15 protein-coding genes are annotated in these 16,286 nt (G+C 68.8%); 9 read left to right on the forward strand and 6 right to left on the reverse strand.

The window, feature by feature from the left end:
• Positions 1-31: 31 nt before the first annotated feature.
• From C2U58_RS12720 to C2U58_RS12745, 6 genes are all read left to right on the forward strand, one after another.
• Positions 32-1,408, forward strand: coding sequence for an FAD/NAD(P)-binding protein (locus C2U58_RS12720; protein WP_253256732.1), 1,377 nt, complete (start codon positions 32-34; stop codon positions 1,406-1,408).
• A gap of 60 nt (positions 1,409-1,468) precedes the next feature.
• Positions 1,469-3,661, forward strand: coding sequence for a DNA helicase II (uvrD, locus tag C2U58_RS12725; protein ID WP_102946196.1), 2,193 nt, complete (start codon positions 1,469-1,471; stop codon positions 3,659-3,661).
• A gap of 138 nt (positions 3,662-3,799) precedes the next feature.
• Positions 3,800-4,354, forward strand: a complete 555-nt coding sequence (locus tag C2U58_RS12730; protein ID WP_102946197.1) for a hypothetical protein — start codon at positions 3,800-3,802, stop codon at positions 4,352-4,354.
• 155 nt (positions 4,355-4,509) lie between these two features.
• Positions 4,510-4,791, forward strand: coding sequence for a hypothetical protein (locus C2U58_RS12735; RefSeq protein ID WP_102946198.1), 282 nt, complete (start codon positions 4,510-4,512; stop codon positions 4,789-4,791).
• 85 nt (positions 4,792-4,876) lie between these two features.
• Positions 4,877-6,238 carry a hypothetical protein gene (locus tag C2U58_RS12740; RefSeq protein ID WP_102946199.1) on the forward strand — a complete coding sequence of 454 codons (1,362 nt, stop codon included), beginning with the start codon at positions 4,877-4,879 and terminating at the stop codon, positions 6,236-6,238.
• A gap of 71 nt (positions 6,239-6,309) precedes the next feature.
• Positions 6,310-6,756, forward strand: coding sequence for a universal stress protein (locus C2U58_RS12745; protein WP_070207184.1), 447 nt, complete (start codon positions 6,310-6,312; stop codon positions 6,754-6,756).
• A 29-nt stretch (positions 6,757-6,785) separates the two neighbouring features.
• Here C2U58_RS12745 and C2U58_RS12750 read toward each other — a convergent pair whose 3' ends face one another.
• Together C2U58_RS12750 and C2U58_RS12755 are read right to left on the reverse strand one after the other, a co-directional pair.
• Positions 6,786-7,025: a hypothetical protein gene (locus tag C2U58_RS12750; RefSeq protein ID WP_102946200.1), complete on the reverse strand. Its 240-nt coding sequence runs from the start codon at positions 7,023-7,025 to the stop codon at positions 6,786-6,788.
• Positions 7,026-7,044: 19 nt separating this feature from the next.
• Positions 7,045-7,329 (reverse strand): DUF2782 domain-containing protein, encoded by a 285-nt coding sequence (locus C2U58_RS12755; protein WP_070207170.1) that lies wholly within the window; start codon positions 7,327-7,329, stop codon positions 7,045-7,047.
• 99 nt (positions 7,330-7,428) lie between these two features.
• On the opposite strand from C2U58_RS12755, the gene polA reads away from it, so the two are divergent.
• The 3 genes from polA (at position 7,429) to C2U58_RS12770 (ending at position 11,684) form a co-directional block, all read left to right on the forward strand.
• A complete protein-coding gene (polA, locus tag C2U58_RS12760; protein WP_102946201.1) occupies positions 7,429-10,200 on the forward strand; it encodes a DNA polymerase I in 2,772 nt (923 codons plus the stop codon).
• Between the two features lie 327 nt (positions 10,201-10,527).
• Entirely contained in the window at positions 10,528-11,010 is a 483-nt protein-coding gene (locus C2U58_RS12765) for a YetF domain-containing protein (RefSeq protein WP_102946202.1), read from the forward strand.
• Between the two features lie 161 nt (positions 11,011-11,171).
• Positions 11,172-11,684: a hypothetical protein gene (locus C2U58_RS12770; RefSeq protein WP_102946203.1), complete on the forward strand. Its 513-nt coding sequence runs from the start codon at positions 11,172-11,174 to the stop codon at positions 11,682-11,684.
• 16 nt (positions 11,685-11,700) lie between these two features.
• Here C2U58_RS12770 and hemF read toward each other — a convergent pair whose 3' ends face one another.
• The 4 genes from hemF to C2U58_RS12790 are packed head-to-tail and all read right to left on the reverse strand — an operon-like array spanning position 11,701 to position 16,077.
• Positions 11,701-12,606 (reverse strand): oxygen-dependent coproporphyrinogen oxidase, encoded by a 906-nt coding sequence (gene hemF, locus C2U58_RS12775; protein ID WP_102946204.1) that lies wholly within the window; start codon positions 12,604-12,606, stop codon positions 11,701-11,703.
• 37 nt (positions 12,607-12,643) lie between these two features.
• Positions 12,644-13,267, reverse strand: coding sequence for a hypothetical protein (locus C2U58_RS12780; protein ID WP_146033462.1), 624 nt, complete (start codon positions 13,265-13,267; stop codon positions 12,644-12,646).
• 27 nt (positions 13,268-13,294) lie between these two features.
• Complete coding sequence (locus tag C2U58_RS12785; RefSeq protein WP_102946206.1) at positions 13,295-13,714, reverse strand: NUDIX domain-containing protein; 420 nt, start codon at positions 13,712-13,714, stop codon at positions 13,295-13,297.
• The gene (locus C2U58_RS12790) at positions 13,711-16,077 is read right to left on the reverse strand and encodes a S9 family peptidase (protein WP_172448141.1); all 2,367 of its coding nucleotides are present in this window, start codon (positions 16,075-16,077) and stop codon (positions 13,711-13,713) included. The genes C2U58_RS12785 and C2U58_RS12790 overlap by 4 nt, the downstream gene beginning before the upstream one ends.
• Positions 16,078-16,286: the final 209 nt, after the last annotated feature.

The following is a 16,286-nucleotide window of genomic DNA, read 5'->3' on the forward strand; positions in this document are numbered from 1 at the left end:
CGCATCACCCCCATGACCTACAATGCAGCGCATGACTGCATCTGATTCCACGCGCCAGGCAGACCTGGCCATCATCGGTGGCGGCGCCGCCGGCACGCTGGTGGCGCTGAACGCGCTGCGCAATGCCACCACCGGCATGCAGATCGCGCTGTTCGAACCCGCCTCCACGCTGGCCCAGGGCATCGCCTACGCCACGCCGTGGCCGGAGCACCTGCTGAATGTGCCGGCGGCAAAAATGAGCGCGCTGCCGGAGTCGCCCGGTGATTTCCTCGATTACCTGCTGCAGGCCGATGCGCTGCCGGGGGTGCCGCGCGAGGTGTTGGCCGACACCTTCGTGCCGCGTCGCCACTACGCCGCTTACCTGCAGCACCGCCTCGACGACGCCCAGGCCGCCAGCCCGGCCCAGCTCCAGGTCGTGCAGGACGCCGTGGTGGCGCTGCACCCGGGCGAGCCGCTGTGCGAACTGCGGCTCGCCGACGGCGACACCTGGCAGGCCCGCCAGGTGGTGCTCGCCTGCGGCAACAGCATGCGACCGCTGCCCGCCCCCGGAGCGGAGGCCCTGCCACCGGGCCGCGTGGTCGACGCCTGGGATTACGACGGTGTGCGCCTGCTGGCCGGCGACGACGACCTGGCGATCATCGGCTCCGGCCTGAGCATGGCCGACAGCGTGCTTGCCCTGACCGCCGCCGGCCATCGCGGCCGCATCCACGTACTGTCGCGGCATGCACTGCTGCCATTGCCGCACGCGCATGGCGCCAGTGCCGGCTTCGATCCGCAGCCGCTGCTGGCGCAGCCGCTGCGCGTGCGCCTGCGCGCACTTCGCGGCCATGCGCGCGACGCCGAGGCACAGGGTGTGCCGTGGCAGGCGGTGATGGACCGCCTGCGCCCGCTCGGGCAGGCACTGTGGCAGGGCATGGACGAGGCCGACCAGGGACGCTTCCTGCGCCACGTAGTGCGCTACTGGGACGTGCACCGCCACCGCATTGCCGAGGGCGTGCACGCCCAGCTGGAAACGCTGGAGCAGTCCGGCCAGCTGCAGCGCCACCGGGCCCGGCTGGACGCGCTGCTGGTGCAGGGCAACACCCTGCAGCTGCACGCACACAGTGCGCGGGGCGGTTTGGCACCCCTGAGCGTGAGCGCGGTGATTAACGCCACCGGCGTGGAAACCCGCGCGCTGGGCATGCGCAACCCGCTGGTACAGCAACTGCTGGCCGACGACCACGCCCGCCCCGGCCCGCACGGGCTGGGCCTGGACAGCGATGCGTCCGGCCACCTGCGCACGGCGCAGGGCGAGCCGCATCCGAACATCCAGGTGATCGGCAGCCTGCGCATCGGCACCCTGTGGGAAAGCCTGGCGATTCCCGAACTGCGGGTGCAGGCGCAGGCGGCTGCGGTGAATGCGCAGTAGCGCCTGAACCGGTTGCGGGGTTCACGCCTGCGGCGGCAGCCGACGGGGTAAAATGCGCGCATGGATGTTTCCCATTTGCTCGACGGGCTCAACCCCGCCCAGCGCGAGGCTGTGTCCGCACCGCCCGGCCACCATCTGGTGCTTGCCGGTGCCGGCTCCGGCAAGACCCGCGTACTGACCCACCGCATCGCCTGGCTGCATGAAGTCTGCGGCGTGCCCACCCATGGCATTTTCGCGGTGACCTTCACCAACAAGGCCGCCGGCGAAATGCGCCACCGCATCGACGTGCAGCTGCCGCACGGCAGCCGCGGTGCGTGGATCGGCACCTTCCACGGCCTGGCCCACCGCCTGCTGCGCCTGCACTACCAGGACGCCAAGCTGCCCGACAGCTTCCAGGTGCTGGACTCGGACGACCAGCTGCGCCTGGTCAAGCGCGTGGTGCAGCAGCTGGAGATCGACGACAGCAAGCATCCGCCCAAGCAGATCGCGTGGTGGATCAACGAGCAGAAGGACGAAGGTCGTCGCCCGCAGCACATCCAGCCGGAGCCGAATGACGCCTGGCTTGAGACCATGCGCCAGGCCTACGCGGCCTACCAGGAGCGCTGCGACCGCGCCGGCCTGGTCGACTTCGCCGAACTGCTGCTGCGCGCGCACGAACTGCTGCGCGACAACCCGGCGCTGCTGGCCCACTACCGTTCGCGCTTCCGCGAAATCCTGGTGGACGAGTTCCAGGACACCAACGCCATCCAGTACGCCTTCGTGCGCGTGCTGGCGGGCGACAGCGGCCACGTGTTCGTGGTCGGCGACGACGACCAGGCCATCTACGGCTGGCGCGGCGCCAAGGTCGAGAACGTACAGCGCTTCCTGAAGGATTTCCCGGGCGCGCAGACCGTGCGCCTGGAGCAGAACTACCGCTCCAGTGCCAACATCCTGGGCGCGGCCAACGCGGTGATCGCGCACAACCCGGACCGGATCGGCAAGGAACTGTGGACCGACAGCGGTGACGGCGAACCGATCGACCTGTATGCGGCCTACAACGAAATGGACGAGGCGCGGTACGTGGTCGAGCGCGCGCGCCAGTGGGTGCGCGACGGTGGCAGCTATGGCGACGCCGCCGTGCTTTACCGCAGCAATGCGCAGTCGCGTGCGTTCGAAGAAGCGCTGCTCTCCGAGCAGGTGCCGTACCGGGTGTACGGCGGCATGCGCTTCTTCGAGCGTGCCGAAATCAAGGACGCGCTGGCCTACCTGCGGTTGATGACCAACCGCAATGACGACGCCGCCTTCGAACGTGCGGTCAACACGCCCACCCGCGGCATTGGCGACCGCACCCTGGACGAAGTGCGCCGGCTGGCGCGCAGCCAGGCGATCTCGCTGTGGGAGGCCACCATGCTGACCACCCAGGGCAACGAACTGGCCGCACGCGCCCGCAACGCGCTGGCCGGCTTCCTCACCCTGGTCAACCAGCTGGAGCACGAAGCCGGCGAGATGACCTTGGCCGAACGCATCGACCATGTGTTGATCCGCTCGGGCCTGCGTGAGCACTGGTCGAAGGAAAGCCGCAACGCGCTGGATTCCGAATCGCGCGCCGACAACCTGGACGAACTGGTCTCGGTGGCCTCGCGCTTCACCCGGCGCGAAGACGACATCGAGGAAACCGGTGAGACCATGAGCGAGCTGGTCGCGTTCCTGTCCTATGCCTCGCTGGAAGCCGGCGAAGGCCAGGCCCAGGCGGGCGAGGAGGGCGTGCAGCTGATGACCCTGCACTCGGCCAAGGGCCTGGAGTTCCCGCTGGTGTTCCTGGCCGGCATGGAAGACGGGCTGTTCCCGAGCGCGCGTTCGCTGGAAGAAAGTGGTCGCCTCGAAGAAGAGCGTCGCCTGGCCTACGTGGGCATCACCCGCGCACGCCAGAAGCTGGTGCTGAGCTACGCCGAGTCGCGCCGCATCCACGGCCAGGAAAACTACAACGTGCCCTCGCGCTTCCTGCGAGAGATTCCGCGCGAGCTGCTCAACGAAGTGCGCCCCAAGGTGCAGGTCTCGCGCAGTGCCTCGCTGGGCGCCAGCCGCCCGGCCGGCCACGCCGCGCTGGAAGCGCCGCCGCTCAAGCTCGGTGCGCTGGTCACCCACGCCCGCTTCGGCGAAGGCATGGTCACCGACTACGAAGGCAGCGGCGCGCACGCGCGCGTGCAGGTGGAATTCGCCGAGGCCGGCAGCAAGTGGCTGGTGATGGCGTACGCCAACCTGACGGTGATCTGACCCCGGCATGTCACGGACGACGCGCAACGTACCCAACCGGTAGAGCCACGCCCTGCGTGGCTGAGCGGTGCCGATCGCCACGCAGCCACGCAGGGCGTGGCTCTACCATTCCACCCACCTTCCTTGTCGGCTCATTCCATGTCCACGACCCCGCTCTCCCTCAACGTCAAATTGAATGCCCGCCTGCAGCCCGAACATCGCCTGCAGCTGTTCGAGGATCCGCTCGATGCCATGCTGGAAGGCGCCGGCATCGGCGAGATCATGGGCGGCGGCACCGCGCTGTCCGAAGACGGTGAGGTCGAGTACGGGGATCTCGAGATCCTGCTGCACGACGGCGCCGCTCTTCCCAACCTGATCGAGGCGCTGGAACAGCTCGGCGCGCCGAAGGGCTCGCTGATCCAGCGCGAAGGCGAACCCGACCTGGCATTCGGCAGCACCGAAGGCCTGGCGCTGTACCTCAACGGCACCGACCTGCCGGACGAGGTCTACGAACAGTGCGACTCGAACTACGTGTTTGACCAGATCGTGGAACGCATCGACGGCCACGGCGAAGTCTGCAGCTGGTGGCAGGGCCCCAGCGAAACCGCGCTGTATTTGTATGGCGCCTCGTTCGAGACGATGCGCGAGCGCATTGCCGAGCTGGTGGCCACCTATCCGCTGTGCCAGGGCGCGCGGATCGTGCAGGTCGCCTGACTCCGGCGCGGGGCGGGGTCATTCCCGCTCCCGCCCGCCAGCTTCGCCCCTGCGGTAACGCGACTCATCCCGGATTTCACCCAGTTCGTCGCGTGCTCCTTGTAGCGCCCCGGCGACGCGCCCAGAGTCTGGCGCTGTCTGCTGGGAGCGCGCACATGAACAAGGGAATTCCGTACCTGATGGCGGCACTGGTCGCGCTGACATTGTCGGCGGGCTGGGCAGCACCGGTGCTGGCCCTGTTCGACCAGGTGGCCGCGTGCCTGGACAGCGGCGGCCACCTGGACCTGTTGCAGCTGCGCTGCGCGCCGCCAGGGGTGACCCGGGACCTGATGTTGGGCGGCTGGGTGTTCTGGCTGACCGCCGCCAGCGTGGTCGTCGTCGTGCTGGTGGCCACCCGCAGCCGTCCACCGCGTCGGCGACGGCTTGCTGCACCGTAAGCGCAGGCACTTTGCACGCAGTCCGAACCGGCAACGTCGACAGACACTGCTAGTGTCCGTGCCCTGTTCATGACGGGCGCGCCCCTTGATTCCCAACACCGCCTTCGATGCGTCACCGCCGCCTGCGCCGTCGAGGCGGAGCAGGCAGCCGCCGGCGCGCGGGCTGTCGCCCCGGCTGCCGCTCGAACAGGTCAGCAACGTAGAGCCACTCGGCCCGCGCCCGCTCGATCTGGCGCGCTGCCCGGCCACGCCCTGGCAGGGCGCGGGCAGCCAGCCGGCGGTGATGGTCATGCGCGACCAAGAGCGCTGGCGGGTCAAGGCCACCGCCGACAGCGCCAGCAGTGCCATCGAAGTCAGCTTGGGCAAGCTCTTCCAACTGACCGGGCTGCTGGCGCCCGACCACGCACTGGTGTCGGCGGCGGAGGGCCTGGCCCGCACCGGACAGCACGTGGGCACCCGCTACGACCCCGCGTTCCAGGACCTGGGCGACTTCCTGCTCAGCGATGCGGCGGCCGATGAGGCGGCGGCGGGCGATCCCGACGCGCGTCGCGGCTACGACGCATTGCGCGCCTGGCATGCGAAGGCCGTAGCCGACAACGCCGCCCTGCTGCGCGGGGCGGGGGTCGACTGGTGGGCCCTGCAGGGCGCCGACGCGCGCCGGCATGCGGCTACCGACCAGGCCCGCTTCGACGCGCTGGAGGCGATGAACCGCATGCTGCCGGTGGACCTGCGCTGCGAACAGCTGCGCCATTACGTGGTGTCACGCTGGCTGGGCAACTGGGACCAGCTCAACTACCGGCTGGAGAACTTCGGCTACACCATGCGCGACGGCGCGCGGGTCGGCATGTCGCTGGACTTCGGCTCGAGCGGTCCGCTCGGCTTCCGCCACCCGCAGTCGGGCGCCATGCTGCCCAAGGCCGACAGCCGCACGGTGGCCATGGCGCAGCGACCACCCGCCCTGTTCCCGATACCGAACGCATTTGCTTCCAACGTCGCCGAATTCGATGCGTTCGGGCCGGACCCCGGCAATCTGCAGGACATCCTGGCCTGGCCTTACGGCTTCCAGTCCGAGAGTGTTGCCGCCCCGTTCCGCCCACCGGTGGCGCCGAATCCGGCGGTCGCCGACACCCTGGCCGAGATGGGCTACCGCCTGGCCCTGGTGCCGCATGCAGCGATCGCCAGGGTGATCGAGTGCCACTGGCCAGTGGCGACGGAATGGCCCCCTCCGCAGGCGATGGCGCAGCGGCTGGTCGAACGCCGCAACGCGCTGGTGGCGCGGTTCGCCCCCGCCCAGATCCACGAGTGGATCCAGGCCGATCCGTCGCGCGCGCTCCAGGTCCGGCAATCGGTCGCCGGCGCGCTCACTGCTGTCCTCGGGCCGGTTGCGGCCGCGCGCGGGCACACGGCCCTGGAGCGGGTCCACGCACGGCTGTCGCGGACCGATTGATCGTGCTCAAGGCATCGCCTGCACGCCGGGTGTGCAATGGTGGTCCCATCGCCACTGCCAAGGAGCATGCCATGTACAAGCGGATCCTGATTGCCACCGACGGTTCGGAGCTGTCCGAAAAGGGCCTGCTCAAGGGCCTGGAGCTGGCCCGCGACCTGGATGCGGAGGTCGACATCGTCACCGTGTCCGAGCCGTGGGCGGTCGGCATGTACGACGCCATGGGCTGGAGCGTGGGCTACATGAACAGCCCCGAGTACAAGGCCGACCGGGAAGAGACCGCGTCGAAGATCCTGGCCCCGGCCAAGGCCGCATGCGAAGCGCAGGGGCTGCGTTCGACCACCCTGCACGTGCTCGACCGCTACGCCGCCGACGGCATCATCGACACCGCCACCGAGCGCAACAGCGACCTGATCGTGATGACCTCGCATGGCCGCCGCGGCGTGACCCGGGTACTGCTGGGCAGCCAGACCGCCGAGGTGCTTGCGCGCAGCACGGTCCCGGTGCTGGTCATTCGCTGACGTAGTGCCGGGCTCTGCCCGGCACTGCCTCACGGACGGATCTTCAGCGTCTGCGATTCATCGAGCGTGCCATCGGCCTGCACCACCACGTACTTCTGCCCGCTACGGTCGTACAGCACCGGCACCGCGTCGCGGAAGATCGGGCGGCGAACGAAGCGCAGCTGCCAGCCGAACTGCTCCAGCGTGTCCACCGTGTGGCGCTGCTCGGCGCTGAGCCCCTCACGCAGCGGGGCGGGATCGATGGGCTTGCGACGTTCCGGCGTATTCATCGGGTACTACGGGCCCTGCTCACCAGCTGTAGAGCTTCCAGTACACCGGCGCGGTTCCGTCCTTGCTGCGGTCCACGCCGCCGGTCCGGTTGCCTTCGTACATGTAATACGGCGCCCCGCGCGAGGGCGTGACCTTGACCATGCGGAGCTGGCCGCCTACCCGGTACTCCTCGATGGTGTCGCCGTTGTCCATGGTGCGCTTGGCAACATCGGCCCCGGTCACGTCGACCGGAGGAACGCCGGCACCGCCGGTGGTCGCACAACCAGCCAACACAAGCAGACCTGCCAGCATCAGTGTCTTCATGGACCGGGGTTCCTGGGGCGGGGGGGAGCCGTGATTATGCCCCATGCCCCGTGATGCCGGTGCCGCGATCGGTCACGGCCGGGCGCGTAGAATCGTCGCATGAGCCGATTAGTCCTGATTGACGGGTCCAGTTACCTGTATCGCGCGTTCCACGCGCTTCCGCCGCTGACCAACGCGGCCGGTGAACCCACCGGCGCGCTGTTCGGCGTGGTCAACATGCTGCGCGCCACCCTCAAGGAGCGCCCGGAGTACGTCGCCTTCGTGGTCGACGCCCCCGGCAAGACCTTCCGTGACGACCTGTATGCCGACTACAAGGCCAACCGTCCGCCGATGCCGGACGACCTGCGCCCGCAGATCGAACCCATGTGCCAGATCGTCGAGGCGCTGGGCCTGACCATCCTGCGCATTCCCGGCGTGGAAGCCGACGATGTGATCGGCACCCTGGCCCTGCAGGGCCACCGCGAGGGCATGACGGTCACCATTTCCACCGGCGACAAGGACTTCGCCCAGCTTGTCCGCCCGGGCATCGAGCTGGTCAACACCATGACCGGCAGCCGGATGGACTCGGACGCGGCGGTGATGGAGAAGTTCGGCGTGCGCGCCGACCAGATCGTCGACCTGCTGGCACTGATGGGCGACGCCGTGGACAACGTTCCGGGCGTGGAGAAGTGCGGTCCCAAGACCGCCGCCAAGTGGCTGGCCGAGTACCAGCACCTGGACGGGGTGATGGCCGCCGCGCCGGGCATGAAGGGCAAGATCGGCGAGAACCTGCGCGCCGCGCTGGAGCGCCTGCCGCTGAACCGCGAGCTGGTGACGATCCGCACCGATGTGTCGCTGGATGCCACTCCGCAGACCCTGCCGCTGCGCGACCCGGACGTGCCGGTGCTGGGCGAGCTGTACCTGCGCTATGGCTTCACCCAGGCACTGAAGGAGCTCGGCGGCCCGGCCGCAGCGGCCACCGCGGCCAGCGACGCGCCGGTGAGCCTGCGCGGCACCGCCGCCGGCTATGCAAAGGCCCCGGCCGGCGAGCCGGCCACCGCGCTCGACCCGGCGCTGTCGGCCCCGGGCGAGTACGAGACGGTGCTGACGACTGAGCAGCTGCAGGCCTGGGTCGCCCGTGCCGAAACGGCCGAGCTGATCGCCTTCGACACCGAAACCGACGCGCTCGACGCGATGCGCGCCAACCTGGTCGGGATCAGCCTGGCGGTGGAGCCGGGCAAGGCCGCCTACATCCCGGTCGGGCATGACTACCCCGGCGCCCCGGCGCAGCTGCCGCGCCAGCAGGTACTGGACGCGCTGCGCCCGGTGCTGGAGAACCCGGAGAAGAAGAAGCTCGGCCAGCACGGCAAGTACGACCTGCATGTACTGCGGCGCCACGGCGTGGACGTGCAGGGCTACCACGACGACACCATGCTCGAGAGCTTCGTGCTCAACTCCACCGCCACCCGCCACGACATGGATTCGCTGGCGATGCGCTACCTGGGCTACACCACCATCAAGTTCGAGGACGTGGCCGGCAAGGGCGCCAAGCAGATCCCGTTCTCGCAGGTGGGGCTCGACGAAGCCAGCCGCTACGCTGCCGAAGACGCCGACATCACCCTGCGCCTGCACCGGGTGCTGCAGCCGCAGCTGCTGGCCTCGGCCCCGCTGGACAACGTGTACCGCAGCATCGAAATGCCGCTGGTGCCGGTGCTGGCCCGGATCGAGGCCAACGGGGTCTACATCGACAGCGCCGAGCTGCGCCGGCAGAGCCAGGACCTGGGCGCGCGCATGCTGGCTGCCCAGCAGAAGGCCACCGAGCTGGCCGGGCACACCTTCAGCCTGGACTCGCCCAAGCAGCTGCAGGCAGTGCTGTTCGACGAGCTGAAGCTGCCGGCACTGGTGAAGACGCCCAAGGGCCAGCCCAGCACCAATGAAGAGGCGCTGGAGGCGATCGCCGAGCAGCACGAGCTGCCGCGGGTGATCCTGGAGTACCGGGGCCTGGCCAAGCTGCGCAGCACGTACACCGACAAGCTGCCGGAAATGGTCAACCCCGACACCGGCCGCGTTCACACCAGCTACCACCAGTCCGGCGCGGCCACCGGTCGGTTGTCCTCGTCCGACCCGAACCTGCAGAACATCCCGATCCGCACCGAGGACGGCCGCCGCATACGCCGCGCCTTCGTGGCCCCGCCGGGGCACAAGCTGCTGGCCTGCGACTACTCGCAGATCGAACTGCGGATCATGGCCCACCTGTCCGAGGACCCGGGCCTGGTCCGCGCCTTCGAGCAGGGCGTGGACGTGCACCGCGCCACCGCCGCCGAAGTATTCAGCCGCGCGCTGGACGAGGTCACCCCGAACGAGCGGCGTGCGGCCAAGGCGATCAACTTCGGCCTGATGTACGGCATGAGCGCGTTCGGCCTCGCCCGCAACCTGGGCATCGACCGGGGCCAGGCGCAGGACTACGTGGCGCTGTACTTCAGCCGCTATCCGGGCGTGCGCGACTTCATGGAACGCATGCGCCAGCAGGCCCGCGACCAGGGCTACGTGGAAACCATCGAAGGCCGCCGGCTGTACCTGAACGACATCCACGCCCGCAACCAGGGCCTGCGTGCCGGTGCCGAGCGCGCCGCGATCAACGCGCCCATGCAGGGCACCGCGGCGGACATCATCAAGCGCGCCATGGTGAAGGTGGACGACTGGCTGCAGGGGCAGGGCGGTCGCGCGCGGATGATTCTTCAGGTCCACGACGAACTGGTATTCGAAACCGAAAGCGAGTTTCTGGAAACCTTGCGCACGCAGGTGGTCGAACTAATGTCGTCTTCTGCTCAGTTGCGCGTTCCGCTGGTGGTCGACGCCGGCGTCGGCGATAACTGGGACGAGGCGCATTAAGCCCAGGAAATCGCGTTGAAAAAGCTGAATTGGTTCACGGCAGGGCCAAAAACTGACTCTTGGATGAATGTTTCAAGATTCACTGCAGTATTAATTGGCCCCCTTCACGAATCATCAATGTTCGAGGTGCTTTTATAGACCTCGACAGGCGCAACGCCTGTTGTGGATCTCTCCCATCCCCTGGAGCAGATCTCGGAACGGGGGCTCCTCCCCAAGCGCCCGTTCCCCGGCCCCGCTGACCTCCCCCTGGTCGGCGGGGCTTTTTATTTACGGCCCCCAGACAGCCCCGACCGATATGCTCGCCGCATCATCCTTCGGACGTCCCGCATGACCGACCTGTTCGACCTGGCCATGCCCTGGTGGGAATTCATCCTGCGCGCGGTAGTGGTGTACGTGGTGGTGCTGGGCATGGTGCGGCTCTCGGGCAAGCGCGCGCTGGGCCAGATCACCCCGTTCGACGTGCTGCTGATCGTGTTGCTGGGCAACGCGGTGCAGAACGCGCTGCTGGGCCAGGACACCTCCCTGGGCGGCGGCCTGCTGCTGGCCGCCACGCTGATCCTGCTCAACTACGGCGTGGGCTGGCTGAGCACCCGCAGTCGGCGCGTGGAGCGGCTGGTGGAAGGCGAGCCGGTGCTGATCGCCCGCGACGGCAAGGTGCTGGAATCGGTACTGCGGCGCGAGCTCGTCACCCTGCAGGACCTGGACGCAGCGATGCGCCAGCAGGGCTGCACCCACATCGGCGAAGTCTCCATGGCGCTGCTGGAAATCAACGGCCACATCACCATCGTCCCGCGCGAAAAGTCGTCGTGATCCGGTAGCGTCGGCCGCTGGCCGACCCGGGCGGTCCCTCACCAGGCGATTTCCGCCAGCGACGACAGATCGAATCCTGAAAGCGCTCCTGCATTTCCCCTGCTGAAATCGGCCGCATCAGGGCCGCCGCCCGGGTGGCCCATGCAACGGAGATGCCTGCCATGCCCCTCGACTCCCCCACTGCTTCCACGCTGCGCCCCTGGGTCGCCGTCTACACCACACGCTCCACCGCGACCCGCTTCCGCGAAGAGCCGCCGCCCACCTACGACGAAGCCGTGCGCATTCCGCCGATCCAGCACGCACCGCATCTGCTGCCGCCGTCGCGTGCGGTGCCGTTGCAGGTGGAAAACCGGGCGCGCAGCTGGCGGCCGTTCTCCGTGCCCCCGCACCCGCTCAAGCAGGAGCGGAAACTGCAGAAGCAGCTGGAGCGGCGCGAGCGCACGCAACGCAAGCTGGACGCCGCCCAGGAGCATCTGCACCGGATACTGCAGCGACACGCGGACTTTTCGGCGTCCGGCCGCGTCTACTGCGGCGGTGGTTTGTTCGACGACGAAGAATGCACCGCCATCACCCTGGCGCGGCACGCCGTGGAGCACTACGCGGAGAAAAAGATCGAACTGCAGGATGCCCACGCCGCGCAGCTGCGCCGACGGAACCAAACGCAGAGCGGCTGATCTCCAGCGGCTGGCTTCAACCGAGGTTGAGCCAGTCGCGCGGCACCAGGTAATCGCCCAGCCGCGCTTCGGCGCTGCCGGGCTCGGGCTGGAAGCCGTATTCCCAGCGCACGCGCGGGGGCAGGCTCATCAGGATGCTCTCGCTGCGCCCGCCGCTCTGCAGGCCGAACAGGGTGCCGCGGTCGTAGACCAGGTTGAATTCCACGTAGCGGCCACGCCGGTACAGCTGGAACTCGCGTTCGCGTTCGCCGAAGGTCGTGTCCTTGCGGCGTTCCACGATCGGCAGGTAGGCGTCCAGGAAGCCGTCGCCGACTGCGCGCAGGTAGGCGAAGTCGCGCTCGAAGTCGCCGTGCAGGTCGTCGAAGAACAATCCACCTACGCCGCGCGTCTCATTGCGGTGGCGCAGGAAGAAGTACTCGTCGCACCAGCGCTTGTGCGCCGCATAACGCTCCTCGCCGAACGGCGCGCACAGGTCATGGGCGACCTGGTGCCAGTGCTGCACGTCCTCGTCGAACGGGTAGAACGGGGTCAGGTCGAAGCCGCCGCCGAACCAGGAAGCGACCTGTTCGCCGTCGCGCTCGGCGCTGAAGTAGCGCACGTTGGCATGGGTGGTGGGCAGGTACGGATTGAGTGGGTGGAACACCAGTGACACGCCGGTGGCGCGCCACGAGGCCCCAGCCAGTTCCGGCCGGTTGGCCGAGGCCGACGGCGGCAGGCGGGTGCCGGACACGTCCGAAAACCCGATGCCGGCCTGCTCGAACACCGCGCCGTCGCGCAGGATGCGGGTGCGCCCGCCACCGCCCTCGGCACGCGGCCAGAGGTCTTCGGCGAAGCGGGCCTGGCCGTCGGCGGTTTCCACTGCAGCGCAGATGCGGTCCTGCAGGTCGGTGAGGTAGGCGCGGACGCGCTCGAAATCGTTCATGCCGGTAATGTACCGCACGGCCGGGCAGAGCCCGGCGCTACGTGGACGCGTTGCGGTTGAACCAGCGCTGGACGTCGGGGCGCTGCAGGCGCAGCACCAGCCACGCGTGCAGGGCGGCGAAGGACAGCGCGGTCATCACGGTGATGCCGGTGTACAGCACGCGCTGCAGGCGCAGGTCGGTGCGCACCTGGTCGGCATCTGCAGGGTCCATGTGGCCCGGCAGGTGCACGATCAGGTAGCTGAAGATCTCGTCGATCACCCAGACGCCGACGAAGTTGAGCAGGGCGGTCAGTACCAGCAGAACGATGAAGGTCCACAGCGCCCAGCGCTGACGGCGCAGCAGGCCCCAGCAGGCCACGGCGCCGGCCACGCACAGGGCGAACAGCCCCAGGTTCACCGCAACCGCGTGGCGGCCGAACCAGCGCAGCGATGGGGGTACCCACGACAGGTCCGCACCGTGCAGCTGTTCCTGCAGCCATGCCGAGTTGTGCAGCAGCAGGGCAAGCACGACACAGCCGGCCCAGCACACCGCCGAGACAATGCACATCACCAGGATCGATTTGGCCATCGGGCCGAGGAAGCGGGGCGCGGCCTCGCCCGTGGGGCGGGCCGCCGCTGCGGCGGCAGCGGAAGGCAGAAGCGGGGGAAGCGTCGAAGACATCCGGTGTCCTGGCAGGTGGCGGTGGGGTCAGCCCGACGCAATGACGCGCGCGGCCGCCGGCAGGATATGGTCTTCGCTCAAGGGTGCCAAGCGGTGCCCGTGCGGGGGCCGCAGCGGCACCCAGGCCAGCTCGGCGATCTCGGCGCGGGCCCGTGGGGTGCCCGACACCCGGGCCCACCACACCTCGGCCTGCACCCGGCAGCCGGTCTCATGCACGGCCCAGTCGCTGAAGGTGCCCAGCGGCACCGCCGTGGCGGGATCCAGCTGCACGCCCAGTTCTTCGTCCAGCTCGCGCGCCAGCGCGGCCAGCGGCGCCTCGCCCGGCTCCGGCTTGCCGCCGGGCTGGATGAACACCGCCGAGCCGTGCTTGCGCACCACCAGCACCCGCTGCGCGGGGTCGGTGATGACCGCGGCGACGATCCGTATCGTCACCGCGGCATGGCTCACTTCAGGGTCTCGTTGAACAGCTTGAGGATGCGCTTGTACTGGTCCAGCCAGGAGTCGGCACGGACATAGCCGTGGCGTTCCAGCGGGTAGGGCGCGATGCTCCAGTTGTCCTTGTGCAGCTCGATCAGCTTCTGGGTCAGGTTGACCGAGTCCTGGAAGAACACGTTGTCGTCCATCATCCCGTGTGCGATCAGCAGGTGGTCCTGCAGGCCTTCGGCGTACTCGATCGGCGACGATTTACGGTACGCCTCCGGGTCGATGTCCGGGGTGTTGAGGATGTTGGCGGTGTAGCCGTGGTTGTACTGGTGCCAGTCGACCACCGGGCGCAGCGCGGCGCCAGCCTTGAAGGTGCCCGGCGAACGGAACAGCGCCATGAAGGTCATGAAGCCGCCGTAGGAGCCGCCGTAGATGCCGGCGTGGTCGCGGTCGCCCTGCTGGGTCGCCACCAGCCACTCCAGGCCGTCCTTGTAGTCTTCCAGCTCCGGGTGGCCCATGTTGCGGTAGATCGCGGTGCGCCAGTCGCGGCCGTAGCCTTCGCTACCGCGGTAGTCCATGTCCAGCACCACGTAGCCCTGCTGCACCAGCAGGTTGTGGAACATCTGCTCACGGAAGTAGGCCGGGTAGCGCTGGTGCACGTTCTGCAGGTAGCCGGCGCCGTGCACGAACATGGCGATCGGGTACTTCTTGCCGGGTTCCAGCTTCTCCGGGCCGTAGTACTTGGCCCAGACCACGCCCGCGCCGTGCTTCGACGGCACCTGCACCAGCTTCGGCTGGATCCACTCGCGGGCCTTGAAGGCGGCCGTGCGGGTGTCGGTCAGCACCTTGGCCTGGCCACCGGCGCTGGGCACCACCGCCAGCTGTGCCGGCAGGTAGGCACCGGAGTAGCGCACCAGCAGCTGCTGGCCGTCCGGCGACAGCGAGAAGTCTTCCACGCCGTTGAGCGAGGTCAGCTCACGCACCTGGCGCGAAGCGGTGTCCACCGCGCAGACTTCGTAGTCGCCCGGGGCCTGCTGGTTGCACAGCACGTAGAAGCCACGGCCATCAGCGCTGGGCACCGGCATCGAGGTTTCCCACTTGCCGCTGGTCAGCGCCTGCGGCTTGGCCGTGCCCTGCTGCGTGTACAGGTGCGAGTAGCCGGACTCTTCCGACAGCAGCCACAGCGTGCGGTTGTCGCTGGACCAGCCGAAGTCGTTGAAGCCCCAGTTGATCCAGGCGTTGTCGGTCAGGCGGTGGCGGGTCTGCAGCCTGGCCTCGGCCGGGCTCACGCTGGCGATCCAGCGATCCTTGTTGTCGTTGGCGCGCAGCAGGATCGCAGCCTGCTGGCCGTCGTTGCTCCAGCGGATGCCAGGCGCGCCGGGGCCGCCCAGGACCTGCACCGGGCGGTTGCCCTTCAGTGCGTCCTTGCCGGCCGCCTTGCGCAGCGCCGCCAGCGGGTCGGTGCCGATGCCCGGCAGGCCGTCCAGCGACAGCGGCTTGACCGTGCCGGTGACCGCGTCGACCAGCCACAGCGCGTTCGGTTCCGGGTCATTGCGGCCGACCCGGGTACGGGTGTCTTCGAATTCCTCGTAGCCCGACTCGGTCACGTACTTCGGCATCTTGCCGCCGCGGCCTTCGTCGAAGCCCTTCGGCTTGGTCACCACGATCAGGCTGCGGGTGTCCGGCGACAGCGCGCTGTCGACGATCTCCACCTCGGCGCCGAGGTAGACCGGGCCCGGCGCGCGGGTGCTGTCGGCGCGGCGCCAGCTGGCTTCCTGCTCCTTCAACGCGTCACGCTGGGCGCGGTCGTTGCGCAGGGTGGCGAGGGTGCGCATCTGCTGGTCGCGCAGCACGTCGGGCTTGGGCGCGTCGTCCGGGTTCTTTTCGGCCTTCAGGCTGGCCACCTGCTGCACGCCGCCGGCGGCGGTCCAGTGGAACCAGTTCTGGCCGGTGCGCCAGATCACCCCGCCGTCGCGGGCAAAGCCCACCGCGCCGGCCTTCTCGGTGCTGCGGGTCAGCTGGGTCAGCGCGCCGCTGCGCAGGTCGCGCAGGAACACGTCGCCGTTGCGCACGAACGCGGCGCGCTGGCGGGTGCTGTCGTAGACCGGGTTCTCGACGTCCAGGCTGCCGCGCTGGTCATCGGCGACCTGGCTGGCCGCGCCGCCGTTGACCGGCTGGCGGAAGGTGTCGCGGACCGGGCTGCCGGTGCGCTTGAGCTGGTACTCGACCTGCTGGCTGTTCCAGGACCACCACGCGCTTTCGACCGGCGGACCGATCCAGTCCGGGTCGGCCATGGCCTGTTCAATGGTGATCGGCGTCGGTGCCGCATGGGCCGTACCGCCAAGGGCGGCAAGCAGCAGCAGGGACAAGGGCAGCGTTCTGGGCATTGCGGGCAGCACCGTGAAGGAAAACCCGGCAAGCGTAGCAGCCGGACCCGCGCAGGGAGGGGGCCACAGGTAATGGAACCACCCCGGTAGAGCCACGCCCTGCGTGGCTGCCCCGCCCACCCTGCGACAAAGTGAAGCAGCGCGTCACCCAGTCGCATGCCCTCTTCACGAAAACAGGCCCAGACTGGTGCGGATTCCAGAATGTGCGG

It is taken from the genome of Stenotrophomonas sp. VV52, from assembly GCF_002893095.1.
In the GTDB taxonomy this organism is placed as follows: domain Bacteria; phylum Pseudomonadota; class Gammaproteobacteria; order Xanthomonadales; family Xanthomonadaceae; genus Stenotrophomonas; species Stenotrophomonas aracearum.